This window comes from Shewanella sp. HL-SH4, assembly GCF_051164845.1.
GTDB classification, from domain to species: domain Bacteria; phylum Pseudomonadota; class Gammaproteobacteria; order Enterobacterales; family Shewanellaceae; genus Shewanella; species Shewanella glacialimarina.
Genome location: NZ_CP195037.1, coordinates 2,313,232 through 2,330,938 on the forward strand (window position 1 = coordinate 2,313,232; position 17,707 = coordinate 2,330,938).

Consider the following 17,707-nt stretch of genomic DNA (forward strand, 5'->3'; position numbering starts at 1 on the left):
AAAGGCTAGTGTGCCGCTTTACGACATAATATGTCACGTTAAAGTGAGTTAATGTTTCCGTTTAACGTGACATGGTTGCTTGCTGCGGATGTTTATAACTGCAGGTCTTTGTGTATTTGGTTTTTGTTTATTCAGTATGGGCTGATGCTTTGAGATCTTTGGGGATGCTATTAACAATCATTTGTCTCACCCATTCATGTCCAGGGTCTTGATTATTACGTTCGTGCCAAAGCAAAACATAGGTCATCGGCATAAACTCAAAGGGTAGAGGAATTTGCACTAATGGATATAGGTTTTGTGCATGGTGCGCAAAACTGGATGGTAAAGTGAAAATCAAATCGGTATGGGCGCAAATACTGGCCGCACCATAAAAGTCGGGTACAGTTGTGGATATTCGGCGATGATAATTACTATTTGCGAGAAAGTAATCTAATGCCCACCAGTCGTTACCTTCACAGCGAACTTGTACATGACTCATGGCAAGGTACGCCTCTTGATGCCAGTGACCTTGTTGTAATACAGATAAAATAGGGTGATCTTTACGCACTAAGCAGACTTGCCTATCGCTAAACAAGGTTTGGTATTCAAGACCGTCAGCAAGATCATCCACTTTAAACTGTGATTGGGGATGTAAATCTCTACCCGCAATACCGAAATCTATTTGGCCGTGTTGTAAGTCGTAAATTGATTTCTCTGTCCAGCCATAGGTGTCTAGCTTTAATTGGGGAGCTTGCTGTAGCAGTGAACCGATAAAGTAGGGAATTAATGTTTCATAAGCACTTTCAACCATAGAAAAAGCAAAGTGGCGCGGGCTGGTGGCGGGCTCGAAACTAGGTGGTAAAGTTAACTGATACAAGTTTTGCAAAGCTTGTGGTAACACTTTGCCTAATGCCAGTGCATGGGCAGTTGGTTTTAAACCGTGGGCTGTGCGTTGAAATAATGGGTCGTCTAAGGTGTCACGCAATCGGTTTAAGCTTTTACTTAATGCAGACTGGCTTAAATGCAGCCGATTAGCTGCACGGGTCACGCTTTGTTCTTCTAATAATACTTGTAAAGTAACCAGCAGGTTTAAATCAATGCGGGCAAGGTTGTCTAAATTCACAGCAGTTATTCCTTTTTGGAAATTCATTATGGATTTTATATCATTTCTTGTCATACCACTAATGCGCTAATATTACTAATTAACCTCAATAAGAAATAACGATTGAGGTGAGACACATTGAAGTCTGTGGTTAATCTATAAATCGAGTGAGAAATTTGATGCAACGTAATCTATTACCGTTATTAATGTTGATGGTGCTGCTAAGCCCTTTAGCGATTGATATTTATTTGCCTTCTATGCCAACCATGGCATTAGAGTACGGTGTGTCAGACAGCCAGGTGCAATCCACGTTAGTGTTGTTTTTATTTGCGATGGGTGTTGGACAAATTCTGATTGGCCCACTTGCTGATCGTTTTGGCCGCAGACCGATTGCGATTTTTGGTATTGTGCTTTATGGCGTCAGTAGCTTTCTGGGGGCTTATGCGGTTGAGTTTGAGTTATTGCAACTTGCAAGGGTATTTCAGGGGCTAGCCGCGTGTTCAACGTCTATTGTAGTGTTTAGTGCGGTGCGTGATTGCTACAGCAATAAAGAAAGTGGCTCGATTTACAGTTACCTTAATGGCGCTATTTGTGTGGTGCCCGCACTTGCGCCTACATTAGGTGGATTATTGGCGCTGCAGTTTGGTTGGCGTTCGACCTTTATTTTTATGGCGTTATACGCCATTATCGTGTTGTTTATTGTTGGCTTTAAATTTCCTGAAACTCGACCGCTTAACACTGATACCTCAGGTAAATTATACCGTTGGGGACGCTATAAGCCGGTGTTAAGTGATGGTCATTTCATGTTTTATGCCTCGGCTTGTATGGTCGCAATGGCTTCTATTCTTTGTTATGTGTCTTATGCCCCAGTGTGGTTAATTGGTCGTTTAGGTATTTCTGAGCTAACGTTCAGTGCCTTATTTGGTCTTAATGCCGTAGTGAATGTTGCGGCTTGTTTTGCTGCGCCGATATTAGTGAAGCGCATCGGTAATCGTGCTGGTGTGGTTGTAGCACTTAATTTTATGGTTGCAGCCGCGGCGATTGAAGTGGTGATGCAGTTAGTGGGCCCACAAACTGGCTTAGCGGCAGGTTTTGGGTTTATGTTACCCATGATGTTGTTATGTGTAGGCTTTGCGGCGTTACTTGGCCCAGCGACTAGCATGGCATTGGCAGGCTTTGGTGAGCGTGCGGGTACAGCAACGGCCATGCTAGGTTGTATTCAAATGAGCGGCGCAGCGATATTAACCGCACTTATTCAATTAACTGATATTCCAGCGCCCTATGCAATAGCCTTATTAATGGGGGGATTGTGCAGTGTGTTGTTGCTGATGATGGGCATGAAACGTTTTAATCATTGGCACCAAGAGCAGCATGCTTAATTGAATAGGCATATGCACTGATTGCTTATGAAGCAAAAAAGCCCATTAGTAAAGTAATGGGCTTTTTGGATCTAGGTCATTAGGTTTTAGAATCGAGCGTTAATGGCGATACCAAATGAGGTCTGAGAATCAGAATCTACAAAAGTCTGCTCAAGAGATGCTTTAGCAGAGAAAATATTTGAGAAACGCCAGAAATAGCGGGTGTTTATCGAATATGTATCATTTGAGTTTGAGTCACTGAAACTATAATTATCATTAACTACAGTATCAGGTGTCGTAATAATATTTATGCCATCCATATCATAATCACTATTGAAATGAGTATACAGTCCGCCCACTGACCAAGAGTCCGTTATATACCAATCAGCGTTAACACCGAGTACCGTTACTGAGTTTTCGCTGTGAGAGGTGCGTGATGAGATGTGGTCATCTGGCTCTAAAACGAAAGTGTAATCGCTGTTATTTTTAAATGATGAATGCAGTATAAAGCCATTCAACATCAGCCCTGAGGTCGACTCAAAAGGTAGATAATGCTGGTAATCAAGCTTGATAAGGCCGTATTTATTCTCATCGCTATAGTATCTACCGTCATACTGTTCAGCTACATCATCAGAGTTCCATAAGTATGCCAAGGTTAATTTTGACTGTTTCGTAAAGTAGTAGCCTAGATTAACACCGTAAAAATTTGAGCTATCATCAGAGTTAAATAGCGTAATGCCTTCAGTGGTATTTCTAGTATAGTCCCCACCAATGAAAAACTTAGAGTCAAAGACGTATTCACCCGCAATATTATATAAATCTTGGTAATCGGTTACGGCATAGCGAGCTGAAATGGTAGAATATTGATTGAGAAAAGGCGCCAGTGCGTAAGGAACGTCAGCTTGATTAACGGGCTCAAAATAATAACTATAATTGAGATTGAGTAAGCCATCAGAGTTTTCACTAGAGTCTAGAAAGCCTAACTCGGCTTCATGTTGAAAAGCGTCAGCGGTTTCTGCGAACGAGTTCGAACTGATCAATGCCAGCATTAGTGCTAAAGACAAACTTGTCTTAGTCATTTATTCATCCTTGATATGGTAAAAGTATTGTAAAAATATGATGTTATATGGTTTCCTGTATTCAAGCAACAGGTTTGATTTAAGATGAAAAGAACTTATTGTACCGTCTGTGATTACCCACAAACAGCATGTGTGTGCCATGCCATTAGTCCGTTACAGGCGCGCACAAATGTCATTGTGATGCAGCATGAAAGTGAAGTTAATCATGCTAAAAATACCGTTCGGCTAATGCGTTTAGTTATGCCAAATATACAGGTGTTTGTAGGTGAAACCGCAGAAGATTTTATTGAGTTACAAGCTTACCTAGCCCAAGCCTCCAAGCCGATATATGTGGTGTATCCAAGTGGCAGAAGCCAAACTGTGTCGCAATCGGGTGCTCAGGCCGATTGCATCATTATTTTACTGGATGGCACTTGGCGTAAAGCTTATAAAATACTCCAGTCTAATCCATGGCTGCAAAACTACCCCTCTATTCATTTAAATGTTGAACACGCATCAAATTATATTATTCGCAAAGCAAAACGGCCTGATAGTTTATCTACCTTAGAGGCTACGGCTTTATTATTGTCGGCGCTAGATAAAACCTTAAACACAGAGCCTTTGTTTGCCGTTTTTGATGCTATGGTGCAACATAGATTGAGCGCCATGCCTGAAAACATCAAAGCCCGTTATCAATTAAATGACAAGGAAGTAAAATGAAGTATTTATTATTAGGATTGTGTTTGGTATTTATCTTGACCTCTAGCGCGTTTGCAAATGATGTCATTAAGCCAATCGATCCTGAAAAACCGCGCAAAAAAATGTCATTAGAAAAACAAGCTGAACAAGGCCGCATTGATTCTGAAAAGTTAGCGCAATCGCAATTAGACAAGGCGCGTGTTGCAGCGCAAGCTACCGCTGAACGCGAACAAGATGTGTTGTCGCGCCAAGAGTCTGGGGAGTGGCAGAATGAGCAACGTGAAAAGGCTAAAATACAGTTTGATGATCGTGCTGAGCGCGAAAATAAATATTTAAAGCAAGCACAAGAAGCCGCCGCTAAAGAAAAACAAATTAGTGAAGAAAAGTAGTCTAAGTGTTGAGCCAATAGAGTGTCTTTCATGTCAGTAGATTTAGCTGTTAATACTGTTGTTGCGCCAGAACGCTGCCCATTATGTCACCACACTGAAGTGGTGTTTTTTCACCAAGATAAAGACCGTAGCTACTTTCAATGCAAGCGATGTGAATTGGTTACTGTACCTGCGTCATTTTATTTAGATAAAGCCGCAGAAAAAGCCCACTATGATTGTCACCACAATGACTTTGCCGATGCGGGTTATCAACGCTTTCTATCTCGTACCTTAACGCCATTACTCGCTCGGGTTAACCCCAACGCCAAGGGCTTAGACTTTGGCTGTGGGGAAGGTGCTGTGCTTAGCCAAATGGCAGCGCAGCAAGGTGTTGAGGTGAGTAATTATGATTTATTTTATTTCCCTAACCATGACCTACTACAGCAGCAATATGACTTTGTCACCATGACCGAAGTGCTGGAGCATATTGCTAATCCCCAAGCAATATTTAAGCAACTACAAGGCCTGCTAAATCCTTCAGGCAAGCTGGCTATTATGACTAAGCGAGTAAAGGGTATTGCAGGTTTTATAGACTGGCATTACAAGTTTGATCCTACTCATATTAATTTTTATAGCCTATCGACCTTTGAATGGATTGCGAAACAGTATCAATGGCAACTCGAAGTGATCGAGAATGACGTGGTAATGTTTCATTTGCCAGAATCCGCTGACTCTAACTAATTTGTTTAGGGTGCGACTCATTACTGCAAACAAATAGATACAATTGTTCTGAGTCGGCCACCCTCAAAAAATTTAACAATTTAGCAAAATAAAGGTAAGTTAATTGTCCAATTATAATAATTAAACGGATTAATCATGCGCCTTACATCAATTGCTAAGTTCATTACCACTATGACGGTAAGTTTAACTACAGGTTTATTAGTAGTACCAGCCTTTGCCGGCCAACCCAATGCTGCTCAGCTTGCTGCAGATGTAGAAGCAAAAGTTATTGAGTGGCGCCGCGACTTACACCAACATCCTGAATTATCTAATCGTGAATTTCGTACCAGTAAAGTCATTGAAAAACATCTAAAGTCTTTAGGGCTAGAGGTCCAAACGGGTATTGCACATACTGGCGTAGTTGCCATCTTAAAAGGGGGTAAGCCAGGGCCGTTAATCGGTTTACGTGCCGATATGGATGCGCTACCGGTTACTGAGGTAGTTGATTTACCTTTTGCATCCAAAGTTACCGATACTTATCGAGATCAAAAGGTTGGTGTAATGCATGCGTGTGGTCATGATACCCATGTGGCTATGTTAATGGGTGTCGCCGAAAGTCTGGTAAAAGTAAAAGATAGCCTAGCGGGAGATGTAATGTTTATCTTTCAGCCCGCGGAAGAAGGCGCACCTGAGGGTGAAGAGGGCGGAGCTGAGTTGATGTTAAAGCAAGGCTTATTTGCTAAACGTAAACCTGATCAAGTATTCGGTATGCACGTGACCTCAAGTTTACCTACGGGTGTGATTGGATTACGTTCAGGGCCAGCCATGGCCAGCGAAGATTCATTCACCATTAATGTCACAGGCAAGCAAACCCACGGCTCACGTCCTTGGGGCGGGGTTGATCCTATTGTGGCATCCGCGCAAATTATCACTAGCGTACAAACTATTATTAGTCGCCAGGTTGATATCACTAAAGCGCCAGCCGTGGTGAGTTTTGGGGCCATAAATGGCGGGATCCGCTCTAATATTATTCCTGATAACGTTGAGTTAATTGGCACCATCCGCACCTTTGATCAAGACATGCGAGCTGCCATTAAGGTCAAGCTAGCTGATATAGCCTCCAATGCTGCTAAAACAGTGGGCGCAAGTGCTGAAACCATTATTGATGCAGGTTATCCAGTAACGGTGAATAATCCTGAGTTAGTCAGTAAAATGCGTCCTATAATTGCATCTGTTGTCGGCGAAGAAATGCTTATCGAACCCGGTTTAATTACCGGTGCAGAAGACTTCTCTTATTACGCATTAGAAACCCCAGGGTTATTTTTCTTCTTAGGTGTAACTCCACATGACCAAGACTTAAGCCAAGTCGCCAGTAACCATTCACCTGCATTTTATGTGGATGAAAGCGCTTTGAAAGTCGGTGTACAAACTATGACACAAATTGCGCTTACAGCATTAGGTGCAGCAGAGTAAAATTTATTCAACATTGATAGTTAAAATAGCTCAAAGGAGCGAAATATGAAACGGACGTTAACCGCGTTAATGTTATTGGCAGGCATTTTAGGCACATCAAGTGCTGATGCCACTACCGCCAAAGATATTGACAGTTTTACCTTAGATAACGGTATGAAAATTATGGTATTAGAGGATAGCTCTATACCTAATGCCAATATGTACTTATTTTGGAAAGTTGGCTCGCGCAATGAGGTACCTGGTATTACCGGTATTTCGCACTTTTTTGAACACATGATGTTTAATGGTTCAAAAAAGTTTGGTCCGAAAATGTTTGACCGCACTATGGAAGCTGCTGGTGGGGCAAATAATGCTTACACCACTGAAGACATGACAGTGTATACCGACTGGTTCCCCGCCAATGCCATTGAAACCATGTTTGATTTAGAAGCCGACCGTATCGCTAATTTAGATATCAACCCTGAAATGGTTGAGAGTGAGCGTGGCGTGGTGCAGTCAGAGCGCACAACAGGGCTTGAAAACTCTAACTGGCGCACCATACAAGAAGCGTTAAAAGGTGTGGCATTTTCAGCCCATCCTTATAGCTGGTCGGTTATTGGTTATGAGTCTGACATTGCCGCATGGACGTTAGAAGACTTGCAGCAATACCATAAAACCTATTACGCGCCAAACAACGCCGTGGTGGTTATTGCCGGTGATGTAAAGCTGGCTGAAGTTAAGCGATTAGCAAATAAGTATTTTGCACCTATTCCGGCACAAGCACCGCCTAAAGCCGTTCGCACAGTCGAGCCATTACAGCAAGGTGAGCGTCGCGTTTTTGTTAAGAAAGAGTCGGTAAGTACTCCAAATGTGATGTTGGCTTACCATATTCCTGCCACCAGTCATGCTGACTATTATGCGCTTGATTTACTCAGCTCAATCTTAAGTCAAGGTAATAGCTCGCGTTTTTACCAAGGCTTGGTAGACAAGCAACTGGCGACATCGGCAGACACGTACATGCCAATGTCGTTCGACCCTAACTTGTTTTACATCTTAGGTGTTGCTAACACAGGCGTTGAAGCCAGTACCCTGGAGCTTGCCTTACTAGAGCAAATTAACTTAGTCGCTACCCAAGGTGTCACCGCTGGAGAGTTAGAAAAAGTTAAAAACATTAAGTTAATCAATTTTTATCGTGACATGGAAACCATAAACGGCAAAGCCAACACGCTAGGGACTTATGAGATGTACTTTGGCAGTTTTGATAAATTATTCGATGCGCCAGAGCGTTATAACACAGTGACCCCAGAAGATATCAAGCGTGTGGCGCAAACCTATTTAATTCGCGCTAATCGTACCGTCGGTGTGTTGGCGGCTACAGAGGAGAGCGACAAATGAGACCTATGAAACAAACAATTAAAATGTCGTTGTCGGCCCTGGCTATTGTCAGTGCATTATCATTAGCGGGTTGCGCTACTACAAGTAACAGTACTGTGGCCAATGTAGTCGAAACAGGCAGCTTTAGCTTACCTCAGTATCAAACGGTGAGTTTATCTAACGGCCTTAAAGTGAATTTAATGGTGCAAAAAGAAGTGCCATTAATCACAATCAATGCCGTGGTGCGAGCCGGTGCAGTGAATGACACCACCTCTGGTTTAGCCAGCATGACAGCCCAAGGTTTAATGCTAGGTGCGGCGGGTCAGTCAAAAGCCGATATTGAACAAATACTCGATTTTATGGGTGCCAGTTTGAATACCGGTGCAGATCAAGAGGGCAGCTATATTGATGCCAGCTTTATGAGTAAAGATCTGGATAAGGTACTGCCTATTTTTAGCAATGTATTGTTATCTCCTGACTTTGATACAGCAGAATTTGCTAAATTACAGCAACGTGAAATTGTGGGTTTGTCGCAACAAAAGGAAAGTCCGCGTGCTGTGATTGGCCGTTACTTTAATAAGCTAGTTTTTGGTGACCATCCTTATGCTAACCCAAGTTCAGGTAGCAGCGAGTCTATTGCTGAATTATCTATTGAGCAGCTACGAGCGTTTCATCAGGGTTTCTATCAACCTAATAACGTAGCAATCAGTGTTGTCGGTGATTTTGACCCACAGCAGATGCAAGCTAAGTTAGAGCAAGCTTTGGGGCAATGGCAAAATACTGAAGTCGCAGTGCAAGCCGATTTAGCTCAAGCTGTACCTGTAATGGGTGCTAGCCGCGTGTTGCTGGTGGATAAGCCTGATGCAATTGAAACCACTTTTGTGTTTGGTGGCATGGGCATAAATTACGATAACCCTGATTACGTTGGCTTAACGGTAGTGAATACCATTTTAGGCGGTCGTTTTACCTCATGGTTAAATGATGAGCTTAGAGTTAATGCTGGCTTAACCTACGGTGCGCGCTCTGGTTTTGTGCCGTTCTCAAAGGCTGGAGTATTTCAAATTAGTACCTTTACTAAAGCTGAAACCACCAAAGAAGCCATTGATTTAGCCTTAAAAACCTATGCAAGATTGTGGGAAAAAGGTATCGATCAAGCGACATTAGATTCAGCTAAAGCTTATGTTAAAGGGCAGTTTCCGCCTAAGTTTGAAACCGCCAGTCAGCTAGCGGGCTTAATGTCAGAGATGTATTTATATGGCTTTAATGATGATTTTATTAATCAATTTCAAGCTAAAGTTGATGGGTTAACCATTGCTGAAACCCAGCGTTTAGTTAAGCAGTATTTCCCTCAACAGAACTTACAATATGTGTTGATTGGTAATGCTGAAAAAATTGCCGATATTGCCGCTCAGTATGGCGACGTGACCAAGGTTGATATAAAAGACAGTGGTTTTGGTCAGTAATTTGGGGTGGTGAATTGAGCTGTAATTAATAGCCAAACTAAAAAAGACCCACGATTGAGTGGGTCTTTTGTTTTATCAGGTGTATATTTTGAGTTGATTATCTTGGGGGCGATTAAATAAGTGTATCCCAAGCCTTAGGCGCTAAAAACGGGTCAAATATGGCAATCAGTGAAATATACACTCGCGCTTTACTTTCAACAATCAACCGACTTTAAACAAGATGATATTGAACTGCTTTAAATCGATAACCTGTATTCTATTTGGCATTATTACGCTGCATTGTGCGCCTGCTTTGGCCAATAAAGTGCAGCTTGGGCAACTTTGCCCGTTAATAAGTGGTCAGTGGCAAGGCAGCGCAGCAAATCCAAACGGCCTATCAAAACAGGTGACTACCTCAGTGCTGTGTTCTGCCGATAACAATAATATGTATATTAGTATTAGCCAAGGTGCACGGTTCAGTAATAGTGAGACCTGGTGGTTTCGTGTGCGAGGCAATGAGATAGAGCTGATTTATTCTGATGGTATTAATGCAGACATTAGCCAACTATTTACCTTATACCAGCAAGGTGATGGGTTTACTTTTCTAGGTAAGGGTGAAATTAAACAGCGTCCAGCGTTAATACGGCTTTCCTTTGATGAGCAGCAAACTAACAACAAGACACACTGGTTATGGCAGCAAAGCGCCCATTTTCTAGATGATGATAGTGACAGTTATCAAGTCGTAAGAGGGATAAGCTTGATGGCAGTGGACAGGCACAAATCTGCGCAATAAACGATATAAAACCGATGCAAGTTTGGTATGCCATATCCCCACGATCTAGCTATGCTAGTCAATAAGTTAGTCACTTAGTCAGTTAGTTTTAGTCGGTGAACCCTACCCAGTAAAACTTAGTCGCTAGTAAAATTTGGTAGTCCGTAAAACTGAGTAGGTCGTAAAGCTGAGCCTAGCTAAAAAAGTACAACGCAAAACCTAACCAACTTAAGCCCAATGCGCAAACTAACGCCCATACTATAGGCGTCATTTGGGTTGATTCAGTAAACTCTAATTCAAACTCAGGCTCATCGTGTTGTATTTTTTGCTTAGATTTAACTTGCTGCTTGCGTGCTTTATCACTCTGTCTTGCTTTGGCTTTATGCTGTTTTTTATATTCAGTAATGCCTTTTTCAATACCGCTAGCAATAAGCTTAGTTTGTGCTTTAGTTTGACCTTCTTTCTGGGTCGACTTGGCAATGGTTAATGCTTGTTCTTGAGTTTCGTTTGAGCTGGATTGCTTCATTCTGCGCCTGCAAAATCGAGCTGTCGCCAGGCTTCATAGCTAATAATCGCTACTGAATTAGAAAGATTTAAGCTGCGACTATTGGCAGTCATAGGAATGCGCAAACGCTGCTCTAATGGCGTCGCATTAATAATGTCCATGGGTAAGCCGCGAGTTTCTGGGCCAAATAATAAAACATCATCTTCGGCAAAAGCAATTTGAGTGTGTGGGCGACTGCCTTTAGTGGTGCACGCCATAATACGTTTACCTGCCATAGCGACTAAAAAGTCTGGGTAATTTTTATGGCGGGTGACTCGGGTTAGGTCGGAGTAATCTAAACCTGCGCGACGTAGCTTTTTCTCTTCTAAGTCGAAACCGAGAGGCTCAATGAGATGAAGTTGCGTACCATTATTGGCACATAAACGAATAATATTGCCCGTGTTTGGGGCGATTTCTGGCTCATAAAGTGCGATATGGAACATGGTGACCTACCTGAAAAAAATAACGGTGCATTATAGCGTTAGCGAAGCGACAAATCAGCTAAATTACTCAGTTTGATATTATTTGATTTTGATTCTGCAGGGCAGTTGACTATATCGCTTTAAATCCTTTGGAGCCTAAATGATTGAGTACTTTCTGACTTATAGGGCATTGAGTGTTAATCCATACTCCTATTGGAAATTTTCTAAACACTGTGGTCGAACTTTGAATTTGCTCTATAGGAATACCAAGCTGGTTTGCTGCGAATGTAATAGCACGTAAGTCGGCATAGACATAATCGACTCGATTTTTTATCAGTAAATGCGTACCTTGTTGAATAGACTCAATATCAAATAATACCGCACCAGCATCAGAGAATTGTTTGATAACGCCTTTAGGTTGCATCATCCGAAGTTGTGCAATACGCATCCCTTCAATCTTATCACCTGTAAATTGGCTCGATTGCACTAATCGATGTAATTTCAGTTCTAAAATGTCATCGTATAATGGAACAAGTTTATGATTTTTCTTTGTTTTAAATGGCGGAATAAAACTGGCACACCAATCCTGATTAACTAATTTTTTATGTACTCTGGCGGAAGATAAAAAGTTTGCCATCACCTCGAAACCCGATGATGTCATGGCTTGAGATAGCTTGGCGAATGCTTCGCCCTTATCAGTTTGCTGCTGTATTAAATAGGGAGGGTATTCAATGGCATCAACGTAAAATGGTTCAGCATGAGTTATGCTCACTCTCATAGATAAAACCAACGTAAAGCAAAATAATATTACTTTATAACATGTTGTTATTTCCAGGCGCATTCCTTTCCCTTGTTAACTTATTCTCCTAAGTTTTAAGCATAGCAGAACCGCATATTAAAGTAGGGGGAAGTTTATTCTTTAGAATACATAAAGTATGTGTCGTTTAAATGGGAATGTTTAATTTGATATGCAGTCCATTAGGCTTGTTATTCAACGCTTTAATATCCCCATTATGGGCTTGAATTGCCGCTTGAGTAATTGCCAGACCTAACCCCCAGCCACCACTGATTCTATCTCGTGCGTTATCTGGACGATAAAATGGTCTAAAAATCGCTTCTAATTCATGCTCATCAATCCCTGGCCCATCATCAATAATAGAGATAACAATTGAGTGGCTTTGCTGGGTTGCTTCGATTGAAATTTGGCAGGTTGCATAACGAATGGCATTACGTAACACGTTTTCAATTGCGCGGCACAAATGCTTTGGATAATGCTCAAACGCAAGGCTGTCATCTATATGAATATGTAGCTTTTTGTTTTGTTGCTCTGCCTCAAACTCTGCATCATCAAGGACTTGGCTCAAGGTTTCGCTTAATTCGGCATGAATTTTTATTTCGCTGGCATTTAGTGTTACTCGGGATAACGTCAGTAACTCACCGATTAAGTCATCTAATTGGTTAGCTTCATATTCAATGCGGGTTAACTCTGTGCTGTCTTGGCCTTTTTTACGTGCCAGCGCCAAGGACAGTTTTAAGCGTGTTAGCGGTGTGCGAAGTTCGTGGGAAATATCTCCCATTAACCGTTGCTGGTTAGTCACCATAGCTTCAATTGAGTCGGCCATACTGTTGAACGTCATTGCAAGCTGGCCCATTTCATCACTTCTGCTGACGGTGGTTTTGTCGACTCTATGCGATAAATCGCCTTTCGCGATTGCATTGGCGCTGCGTTTTAGACTATTCAGGGGTTTACCAAGATGCCAAGCGAGTAAACCACATAATAAGCCTGAGAATAGAATGGCAATAGAGGCTGTGAGTAGTTTGTTCTCTGAAAAGTAAAAGAACCAGGGTCTAGGATGGTTAGCGGGAACTCGACCATAAACTTGAAAGGTTTGCTGGTTAACGCTGAAAGTTAAAGGGCCAAAAATAAGCTCATTTCTAAACTGATTACTAATTGGCTGCTTAGCGTCTTCTGCCATTAATAGAAACTGTCGTAATGAGCGGGGGACTTTACGGCTATTAATAACTTGACCGTCGTCGTTTACAAGATACACACGTAGCGGTTTGTCGTGTCTTGAATGTTGGCGTTGTAATTTATATAGCTTATCTGTAGTGAGAATATCGGGGGATTGTTGAATGTCTTTAGCGACCGTTTGTAGCACTTGCTGTAAATGCTTTTCAATCGGTGCGCGGTCCTGACTTTGCATAATAATTGGCAGAATTAACACTAATGCAATGGTTAAAGAGCTGCATAGCCAAAAGCCAATCAACAATTTAAAGAATAAGCGATTTAATGGGTTAGTTGAACTCATTAGGGGATCCAAATATAGCCCTTGCCTCGCAGGGTTTTTACCCTCGCTCGGCCATCTTTGCGCTCGGGTAACTTCTTACGCAAATTGGATAAGTGCATGTCTAAACTGCGATCAAAGGGCATCAGTTTTTTACCCAATACACTTTCACTTAACGAGTCTTTGGTAACTAACTCACCTGAATTGGCAACTAAGTTAAGCAGTAAGCTAAATTCGGTTGATGTCAGAATCATTAATTGTTCATTGCAATAAACTTCTTGGCGCTTAGGATCTAGGCGCAAGTCACCAATTTTCAAAGCATCACTAGTTGACTGCTCTTGTTCAGCATTGGTCGCACGACGCAATATGGCCCGAATACGGGCGATTAATTCTCGGTCGTTAAACGGTTTTGGCAGGTAATCATCGGCGCCAATCTCTAGGCCAATCACACGATCGATTTCATCGCCACGGGCGGTTAACATCAATACTGGAGTTTGCTTACGTTTGCGGATGCCTTTTAATACTTCAAAGCCCCCAAGTTTCGGTAGCATCACATCCAATAGAATCAGATCAAAATCAGTTTGTAATGCTTTAGTTAACCCTTCTTGACCATCATAAGCCTGGTTGACAGCAAAGCCTTCCATTTCTAATAACTGAGTTAATAATTCTGATAATCCGACATCATCATCAACAAGTAAAATTCGATTCATTTCAGCCCTCAATATGCATTCAAACACTTTAGCCTATGGCGAGCTGAGATGAAATCATCATTGCACAGTTTTACATTCGTTGGTGCTTTACTGCTAGCCAGCAGACTTATCTTTTTTTGCTGGGGTCAGTTTGACGATAATGAAGGTCAATATGATTGACCCCACAATCAGCCCAATTGATAGTACTGGATTTTGCAATGACATGGGATTAATCACTAGCATACTACCCAAGCCTAGCATCATAACCCCAGACATTAGCTTTAACTTTTCGCCTTCTTTTTCAGTCAGTTTTCGCTTGCCCAGTGTCATTGAAAATACAATTACTATGGTGGCTAAAGGGATGACGTAAACCACGTTGTAAGCGATCAAATAAAGATAACGCTCCATGACATCCAGGTTAGAAATGGACAGCACTGAAGTGTAAATCATTGGAAAACCTGCAGTACACAATAACTCGTAAGCATTCGCCAAAATAGCCAATACTGATGAGCCGATAATCATGGTCGGTAATGAACTGGTTTTAGACAATTTACCCATACGCTTAATAAGCGTCCCTCTATTTTCTACTGACATCGATAGACTGACATCGCCACGGCCGTAGAAGTAGTCTTTGATATTGACCCCAGCAGCAATCAAAGCCAATACTCCCGCACAGGTAATAATAATGCCGCCATCACCGCCGCCAAGTAGTTGGAATAAATTTAACCAGGCACTCATAAAGATGAAATAAATAAACCCAGAGAAAAATACAAATATACCGCCCACTAGTAACATGCGTTTTTTGCTGCCAGCATTGACCATGATGCTGAGTAAGAATAACAACACGAAAAATGCGCACGGATTAAAGGCATCAACACCTGCCAATACTACTGTTAGCAGGGGTAATGACATTTTTTCAGGATGCACTGCACCAATTAAGGGAATATCCACGGGTTGAACATGTGGCTTTGAGGTGTTGGTGCTGACTGAAGTGTCTTCGGTTGCTATGCTACTGTCCATGCCACAAGTGCTAGCGTTATCTTCAACATTACTGGTATCTCCACATGTAGCAAATAAGGGCTCGGATTGTGTGTTATCTAAGGTTAGAAAGTCATCAAGTTTGTCGCCAATAGTAGCTTTGCCACCTTGTTTTTGGTAACAGTCGACTAAACGCTCAATAATATATTGGCCAGTGACCTGATGGCTGTTGTAGCCAACAATGGCTTCACCACATACCGCGAAGTAGGGCACAGATTTAGGTTCAACTCCTGTCCGCTTGCCCATTGCCATAAGTTTATCGACATTGCCAGTTTCACTGATTAAGTAATCTTCAACCGTTATCCAATCAAATCGCTCGCCTAATGCGTCAATTAAAGGGTGAGCCTTGCGACAGTGCGGGCAGGTTTCTGACCAAAAGAAATGCAACTTAACAATTGGCTGCTCATTTTTTTGGCTATACCATATTGAGTTATCTATCGACGAAGGGGTACTGGCTATTGAACTTGGTGCCAATATCAGTAAACAAAGAAGTAAAAAAAACTGGCCAATCAAACGGTTCATAATCTATTCCACAAAAACGCTAATAGTTAGATTTTATGCCCTTATCGAATGACTGTAAAAATCAAGTCTAAATTACGTTAACTAGCTCGCATTACAATGATTTTTATCATTCAATATGCCAACTTGATCATGAATTACTGGCGTTAAAGTGTTATGAAAATAATCTTTACATAGGTTTACGCAGTCTTAACCCTGATTGACATTGCATTCGGTAAACTGAGTATCAAATCTGCTGAAGCAGAACATAAACCCCCCATTCATACCGAGGAACTTAACAATGAAAACATCATCAATCATCAAAACGAGTTTAGTTGCCTTAGTGGCAAGTTCAGCATTATTAGCTGGTCAGTTATACGCAGTAGATAATACTGACAGCACTGTAAAAACTGAGCAAGTTGCCGCCAAAGGTGACAAACATCATGGCCACAAAGGTGGCATGCATAAAATGTTACGCAAACTTGATTTAACCGATGCACAAAAAGTGCAAGTTAAAGCGATATACGAGAAATATCAAGCTAACCGTCCAGAGCGCCCAACCAAAGAGCAACGTGCTGCGCACAAGGCAGATATGTTAGCGTTAATCACTACCGCTGGTTTTGATGACGTTAAAGCCACTGAAATGGTTGAAGCAAAACAACAAATGCATTTACAAAAAACGCTAACGCATATGAAAATGCAAAACGAGATTTATCAATTATTAACACCTGAACAGCAACAAAAGTTTCAAGATAAATTTAACTCAGGCAAAGGCCACAAATCACGCTATTAATCTAGTTTATCTAGGCTGACATAGATAAAAGCCATTACTTCAGGGTAATGGTTTTTTTGTTTAGTTAAGCTTGTGACTTTTACAAGATTGAGAAAGGTCACACTTTGCATAAGGTGAGTCGATTGTTTAGTAAACTTTATCCTAATTAAGTAATCAACTTGCTATAGTAAGGGTTGTTAGATTATCAGTATAAAGAGTCGATAGATCTTTTATGAGTGAAACTTCAGAATATGATTTTTGGGTAAAACTGGCTAGCCGTGCAGCGGTAGCAACAGCCCTTTGCTTGATAGTCATTAAGCTTGTAGCGTGGTTGTATTCCGGTTCGGCAAGTATGTTGGCATCGTTAACCGACTCTTTTGCCGATGCTTTAGCGTCAATAGTCAATTTTATTGCCGTGCGTTATGCGATTGTGCCTGCGGATAAAGATCACCGTTATGGTCATGGTAAAGCTGAGCCGTTAGCTTCACTAGCACAAGCGGGGTTTATTTTAGGCTCGGCTTGTGTGTTGTTGCTCTACGGCGGTGAAAAGTTGATTAACCCTGTAACGGTTACCCACGCCACTTTAGGGGTTATTGTGTCTATCATTGCCATTATTATGACCTTGGCCTTGGTATTGTTGCAAAAAAGAGCGCTGGAAAAAACCAACAGCACAGTAGTTGAAGCAGATGCTTTGCACTATAAGTCTGATTTGTTTTTAAACTCAGCCGTGCTATTAGCGCTAGTTTTAGCACATTATGGTTGGTGGTGGGCGGATGGATTATTTGCAATATTTATTGCTATCTTTATTGGTCAACAAGCCATCGATTTAGGCTATCGCTCAATACAAAGTTTGTTAGACAGAGAGCTAGATTCAGATACTCGTGAACAGATTAAAGCTTTGGCTTTAGAAGATAAAAGAGTCAAGGGACTGCATGATCTACGTACCCGTCAATCAGGGAAAACCAGGTTTATTCAATTGCATTTAGAATTAGATGGTAACCAGCCATTGTTTGAAGCACATTCAATAGCTGATGCGACCGGACTGCGTATCAAAAATGCATTTGAAGATGCTGAAGTGATTATTCACCAGGATCCCGTTTAGCATCCTCGTTTGTTATGCCTAAGCTTTGCCTCT

At 41.6% G+C, this 17,707-nt stretch carries 18 protein-coding genes; 10 read left to right on the forward strand and 8 right to left on the reverse strand.

The features are described from left to right. Positions 1 to 127 precede the first annotated feature (127 nt). Positions 128 to 1,102, reverse strand: a complete 975-nt coding sequence (locus ACRWQL_RS11105; protein ID WP_434949983.1) for a LysR substrate-binding domain-containing protein — start codon at positions 1,100 to 1,102, stop codon at positions 128 to 130. A gap of 158 nt (positions 1,103 to 1,260) precedes the next feature. Between ACRWQL_RS11105 and ACRWQL_RS11110 the strand changes: the two genes are divergently transcribed. Further along, positions 1,261 to 2,460 (forward strand): multidrug effflux MFS transporter, encoded by a 1,200-nt coding sequence (locus tag ACRWQL_RS11110; protein ID WP_226412669.1) that lies wholly within the window; start codon positions 1,261 to 1,263, stop codon positions 2,458 to 2,460. Between the two features lie 86 nt (positions 2,461 to 2,546). On the opposite strand, the gene ACRWQL_RS11115 is transcribed toward ACRWQL_RS11110, so the two are convergent. Then, on the reverse strand, positions 2,547 to 3,518 hold the full coding sequence (locus ACRWQL_RS11115) for a putative porin (RefSeq protein ID WP_434949985.1): 972 nt from the start codon (positions 3,516 to 3,518) through the stop codon (positions 2,547 to 2,549). 84 nt (positions 3,519 to 3,602) lie between these two features. Here ACRWQL_RS11115 and ACRWQL_RS11120 point away from each other — a divergent pair, with 84 nt between their 5' ends. The 7 genes from ACRWQL_RS11120 to ACRWQL_RS11150 all read left to right on the forward strand — a co-directional run bounded on the left by ACRWQL_RS11120 (position 3,603) and on the right by ACRWQL_RS11150 (position 10,345). After that, complete coding sequence (locus ACRWQL_RS11120) at positions 3,603 to 4,217, forward strand: tRNA-uridine aminocarboxypropyltransferase (RefSeq protein WP_434949987.1); 615 nt, start codon at positions 3,603 to 3,605, stop codon at positions 4,215 to 4,217. Further along, positions 4,214 to 4,585, forward strand: coding sequence for a hypothetical protein (locus ACRWQL_RS11125; RefSeq protein ID WP_434949989.1), 372 nt, complete (start codon positions 4,214 to 4,216; stop codon positions 4,583 to 4,585). Before ACRWQL_RS11120 ends, ACRWQL_RS11125 begins: the two co-directional genes overlap by 4 nt. Positions 4,586 to 4,615: 30 nt before the next feature. Next, positions 4,616 to 5,305: a methyltransferase domain-containing protein gene (locus ACRWQL_RS11130; RefSeq protein ID WP_434949991.1), complete on the forward strand. Its 690-nt coding sequence runs from the start codon at positions 4,616 to 4,618 to the stop codon at positions 5,303 to 5,305. A 171-nt stretch (positions 5,306 to 5,476) separates the two neighbouring features. Continuing rightward, positions 5,477 to 6,757, forward strand: coding sequence for an amidohydrolase (locus ACRWQL_RS11135; protein WP_434953367.1), 1,281 nt, complete (start codon positions 5,477 to 5,479; stop codon positions 6,755 to 6,757). A gap of 45 nt (positions 6,758 to 6,802) precedes the next feature. After that, a complete protein-coding gene (locus ACRWQL_RS11140; protein ID WP_434949993.1) occupies positions 6,803 to 8,131 on the forward strand; it encodes a M16 family metallopeptidase in 1,329 nt (442 codons plus the stop codon). Positions 8,132 to 8,136: 5 nt separating this feature from the next. Continuing rightward, the gene (locus tag ACRWQL_RS11145) at positions 8,137 to 9,573 is read left to right on the forward strand and encodes a M16 family metallopeptidase (protein ID WP_434949995.1); all 1,437 of its coding nucleotides are present in this window, start codon (positions 8,137 to 8,139) and stop codon (positions 9,571 to 9,573) included. A 220-nt stretch (positions 9,574 to 9,793) separates the two neighbouring features. After that, positions 9,794 to 10,345, forward strand: a complete 552-nt coding sequence (locus ACRWQL_RS11150; RefSeq protein WP_434949997.1) for a hypothetical protein — start codon at positions 9,794 to 9,796, stop codon at positions 10,343 to 10,345. Between the two features lie 172 nt (positions 10,346 to 10,517). Here the strand turns inward: ACRWQL_RS11150 and ACRWQL_RS11155 are convergent, their stop codons facing one another. The 6 genes from ACRWQL_RS11155 to ACRWQL_RS11180 all read right to left on the reverse strand — a co-directional run bounded on the left by ACRWQL_RS11155 (position 10,518) and on the right by ACRWQL_RS11180 (position 15,824). Then, on the reverse strand, positions 10,518 to 10,850 hold the full coding sequence (locus tag ACRWQL_RS11155) for a DUF2956 domain-containing protein (RefSeq protein ID WP_434949999.1): 333 nt from the start codon (positions 10,848 to 10,850) through the stop codon (positions 10,518 to 10,520). Then, positions 10,847 to 11,311 (reverse strand): tRNA (uridine(34)/cytosine(34)/5-carboxymethylaminomethyluridine(34)-2'-O)-methyltransferase TrmL, encoded by a 465-nt coding sequence (gene trmL, locus ACRWQL_RS11160; protein ID WP_434927467.1) that lies wholly within the window; start codon positions 11,309 to 11,311, stop codon positions 10,847 to 10,849. Before trmL ends, ACRWQL_RS11155 begins: the two co-directional genes overlap by 4 nt. Positions 11,312 to 11,420: 109 nt before the next feature. Next, the gene (locus ACRWQL_RS11165; RefSeq protein ID WP_434950001.1) at positions 11,421 to 12,068 is read right to left on the reverse strand and encodes a hypothetical protein; all 648 of its coding nucleotides are present in this window, start codon (positions 12,066 to 12,068) and stop codon (positions 11,421 to 11,423) included. Between the two features lie 166 nt (positions 12,069 to 12,234). Next, the gene (locus ACRWQL_RS11170; RefSeq protein WP_434950003.1) at positions 12,235 to 13,599 is read right to left on the reverse strand and encodes an ATP-binding protein; all 1,365 of its coding nucleotides are present in this window, start codon (positions 13,597 to 13,599) and stop codon (positions 12,235 to 12,237) included. Then, positions 13,599 to 14,285, reverse strand: coding sequence for a response regulator (locus ACRWQL_RS11175; RefSeq protein ID WP_434950005.1), 687 nt, complete (start codon positions 14,283 to 14,285; stop codon positions 13,599 to 13,601). The genes ACRWQL_RS11170 and ACRWQL_RS11175 overlap by 1 nt, the downstream gene beginning before the upstream one ends. A 93-nt stretch (positions 14,286 to 14,378) precedes the next feature. Continuing rightward, on the reverse strand, positions 14,379 to 15,824 hold the full coding sequence (locus ACRWQL_RS11180) for a cytochrome C biosynthesis protein (protein WP_434950007.1): 1,446 nt from the start codon (positions 15,822 to 15,824) through the stop codon (positions 14,379 to 14,381). A 277-nt stretch (positions 15,825 to 16,101) separates the two neighbouring features. Here ACRWQL_RS11180 and ACRWQL_RS11185 point away from each other — a divergent pair, with 277 nt between their 5' ends. Together ACRWQL_RS11185 and fieF are read left to right on the forward strand one after the other, a co-directional pair. After that, on the forward strand, positions 16,102 to 16,593 hold the full coding sequence (locus tag ACRWQL_RS11185; RefSeq protein WP_434950009.1) for a Spy/CpxP family protein refolding chaperone: 492 nt from the start codon (positions 16,102 to 16,104) through the stop codon (positions 16,591 to 16,593). 211 nt (positions 16,594 to 16,804) lie between these two features. Beyond that, complete coding sequence (fieF, locus tag ACRWQL_RS11190; RefSeq protein ID WP_434950011.1) at positions 16,805 to 17,674, forward strand: cation efflux pump FieF; 870 nt, start codon at positions 16,805 to 16,807, stop codon at positions 17,672 to 17,674. Positions 17,675 to 17,707 lie beyond the last annotated feature (33 nt).

What these genes read in the sequence shown, in the direction of transcription:
- ACRWQL_RS11110 (WP_226412669.1), top strand. Translation starts at nt 1,261, where the DNA reads ATGCAACGTAATCTATTACCGTTATTAATGTTGATGGTGCTGCTAAGC.
- ACRWQL_RS11115 (WP_434949985.1), bottom strand. Translation starts at nt 3,518, where the DNA reads ATGACTAAGACAAGTTTGTCTTTAGCACTAATGCTGGCATTGATCAGT.
- ACRWQL_RS11120 (WP_434949987.1), top strand. Translation starts at nt 3,603, where the DNA reads ATGAAAAGAACTTATTGTACCGTCTGTGATTACCCACAAACAGCATGT.
- ACRWQL_RS11125 (WP_434949989.1), top strand. Translation starts at nt 4,214, where the DNA reads ATGAAGTATTTATTATTAGGATTGTGTTTGGTATTTATCTTGACCTCT.
- ACRWQL_RS11130 (WP_434949991.1), top strand. Translation starts at nt 4,616, where the DNA reads ATGTCAGTAGATTTAGCTGTTAATACTGTTGTTGCGCCAGAACGCTGC.
- ACRWQL_RS11135 (WP_434953367.1), top strand. Translation starts at nt 5,477, where the DNA reads ATGACGGTAAGTTTAACTACAGGTTTATTAGTAGTACCAGCCTTTGCC.
- ACRWQL_RS11140 (WP_434949993.1), top strand. Translation starts at nt 6,803, where the DNA reads ATGAAACGGACGTTAACCGCGTTAATGTTATTGGCAGGCATTTTAGGC.
- ACRWQL_RS11145 (WP_434949995.1), top strand. Translation starts at nt 8,137, where the DNA reads ATGAAACAAACAATTAAAATGTCGTTGTCGGCCCTGGCTATTGTCAGT.
- ACRWQL_RS11150 (WP_434949997.1), top strand. Translation starts at nt 9,794, where the DNA reads ATGATATTGAACTGCTTTAAATCGATAACCTGTATTCTATTTGGCATT.
- ACRWQL_RS11155 (WP_434949999.1), bottom strand. Translation starts at nt 10,850, where the DNA reads ATGAAGCAATCCAGCTCAAACGAAACTCAAGAACAAGCATTAACCATT.
- trmL (WP_434927467.1), bottom strand. Translation starts at nt 11,311, where the DNA reads ATGTTCCATATCGCACTTTATGAGCCAGAAATCGCCCCAAACACGGGC.
- ACRWQL_RS11165 (WP_434950001.1), bottom strand. Translation starts at nt 12,068, where the DNA reads ATGAGAGTGAGCATAACTCATGCTGAACCATTTTACGTTGATGCCATT.
- ACRWQL_RS11170 (WP_434950003.1), bottom strand. Translation starts at nt 13,599, where the DNA reads ATGAGTTCAACTAACCCATTAAATCGCTTATTCTTTAAATTGTTGATT.
- ACRWQL_RS11175 (WP_434950005.1), bottom strand. Translation starts at nt 14,285, where the DNA reads ATGAATCGAATTTTACTTGTTGATGATGATGTCGGATTATCAGAATTA.
- ACRWQL_RS11180 (WP_434950007.1), bottom strand. Translation starts at nt 15,824, where the DNA reads ATGAACCGTTTGATTGGCCAGTTTTTTTTACTTCTTTGTTTACTGATA.
- ACRWQL_RS11185 (WP_434950009.1), top strand. Translation starts at nt 16,102, where the DNA reads ATGAAAACATCATCAATCATCAAAACGAGTTTAGTTGCCTTAGTGGCA.
- fieF (WP_434950011.1), top strand. Translation starts at nt 16,805, where the DNA reads ATGAGTGAAACTTCAGAATATGATTTTTGGGTAAAACTGGCTAGCCGT.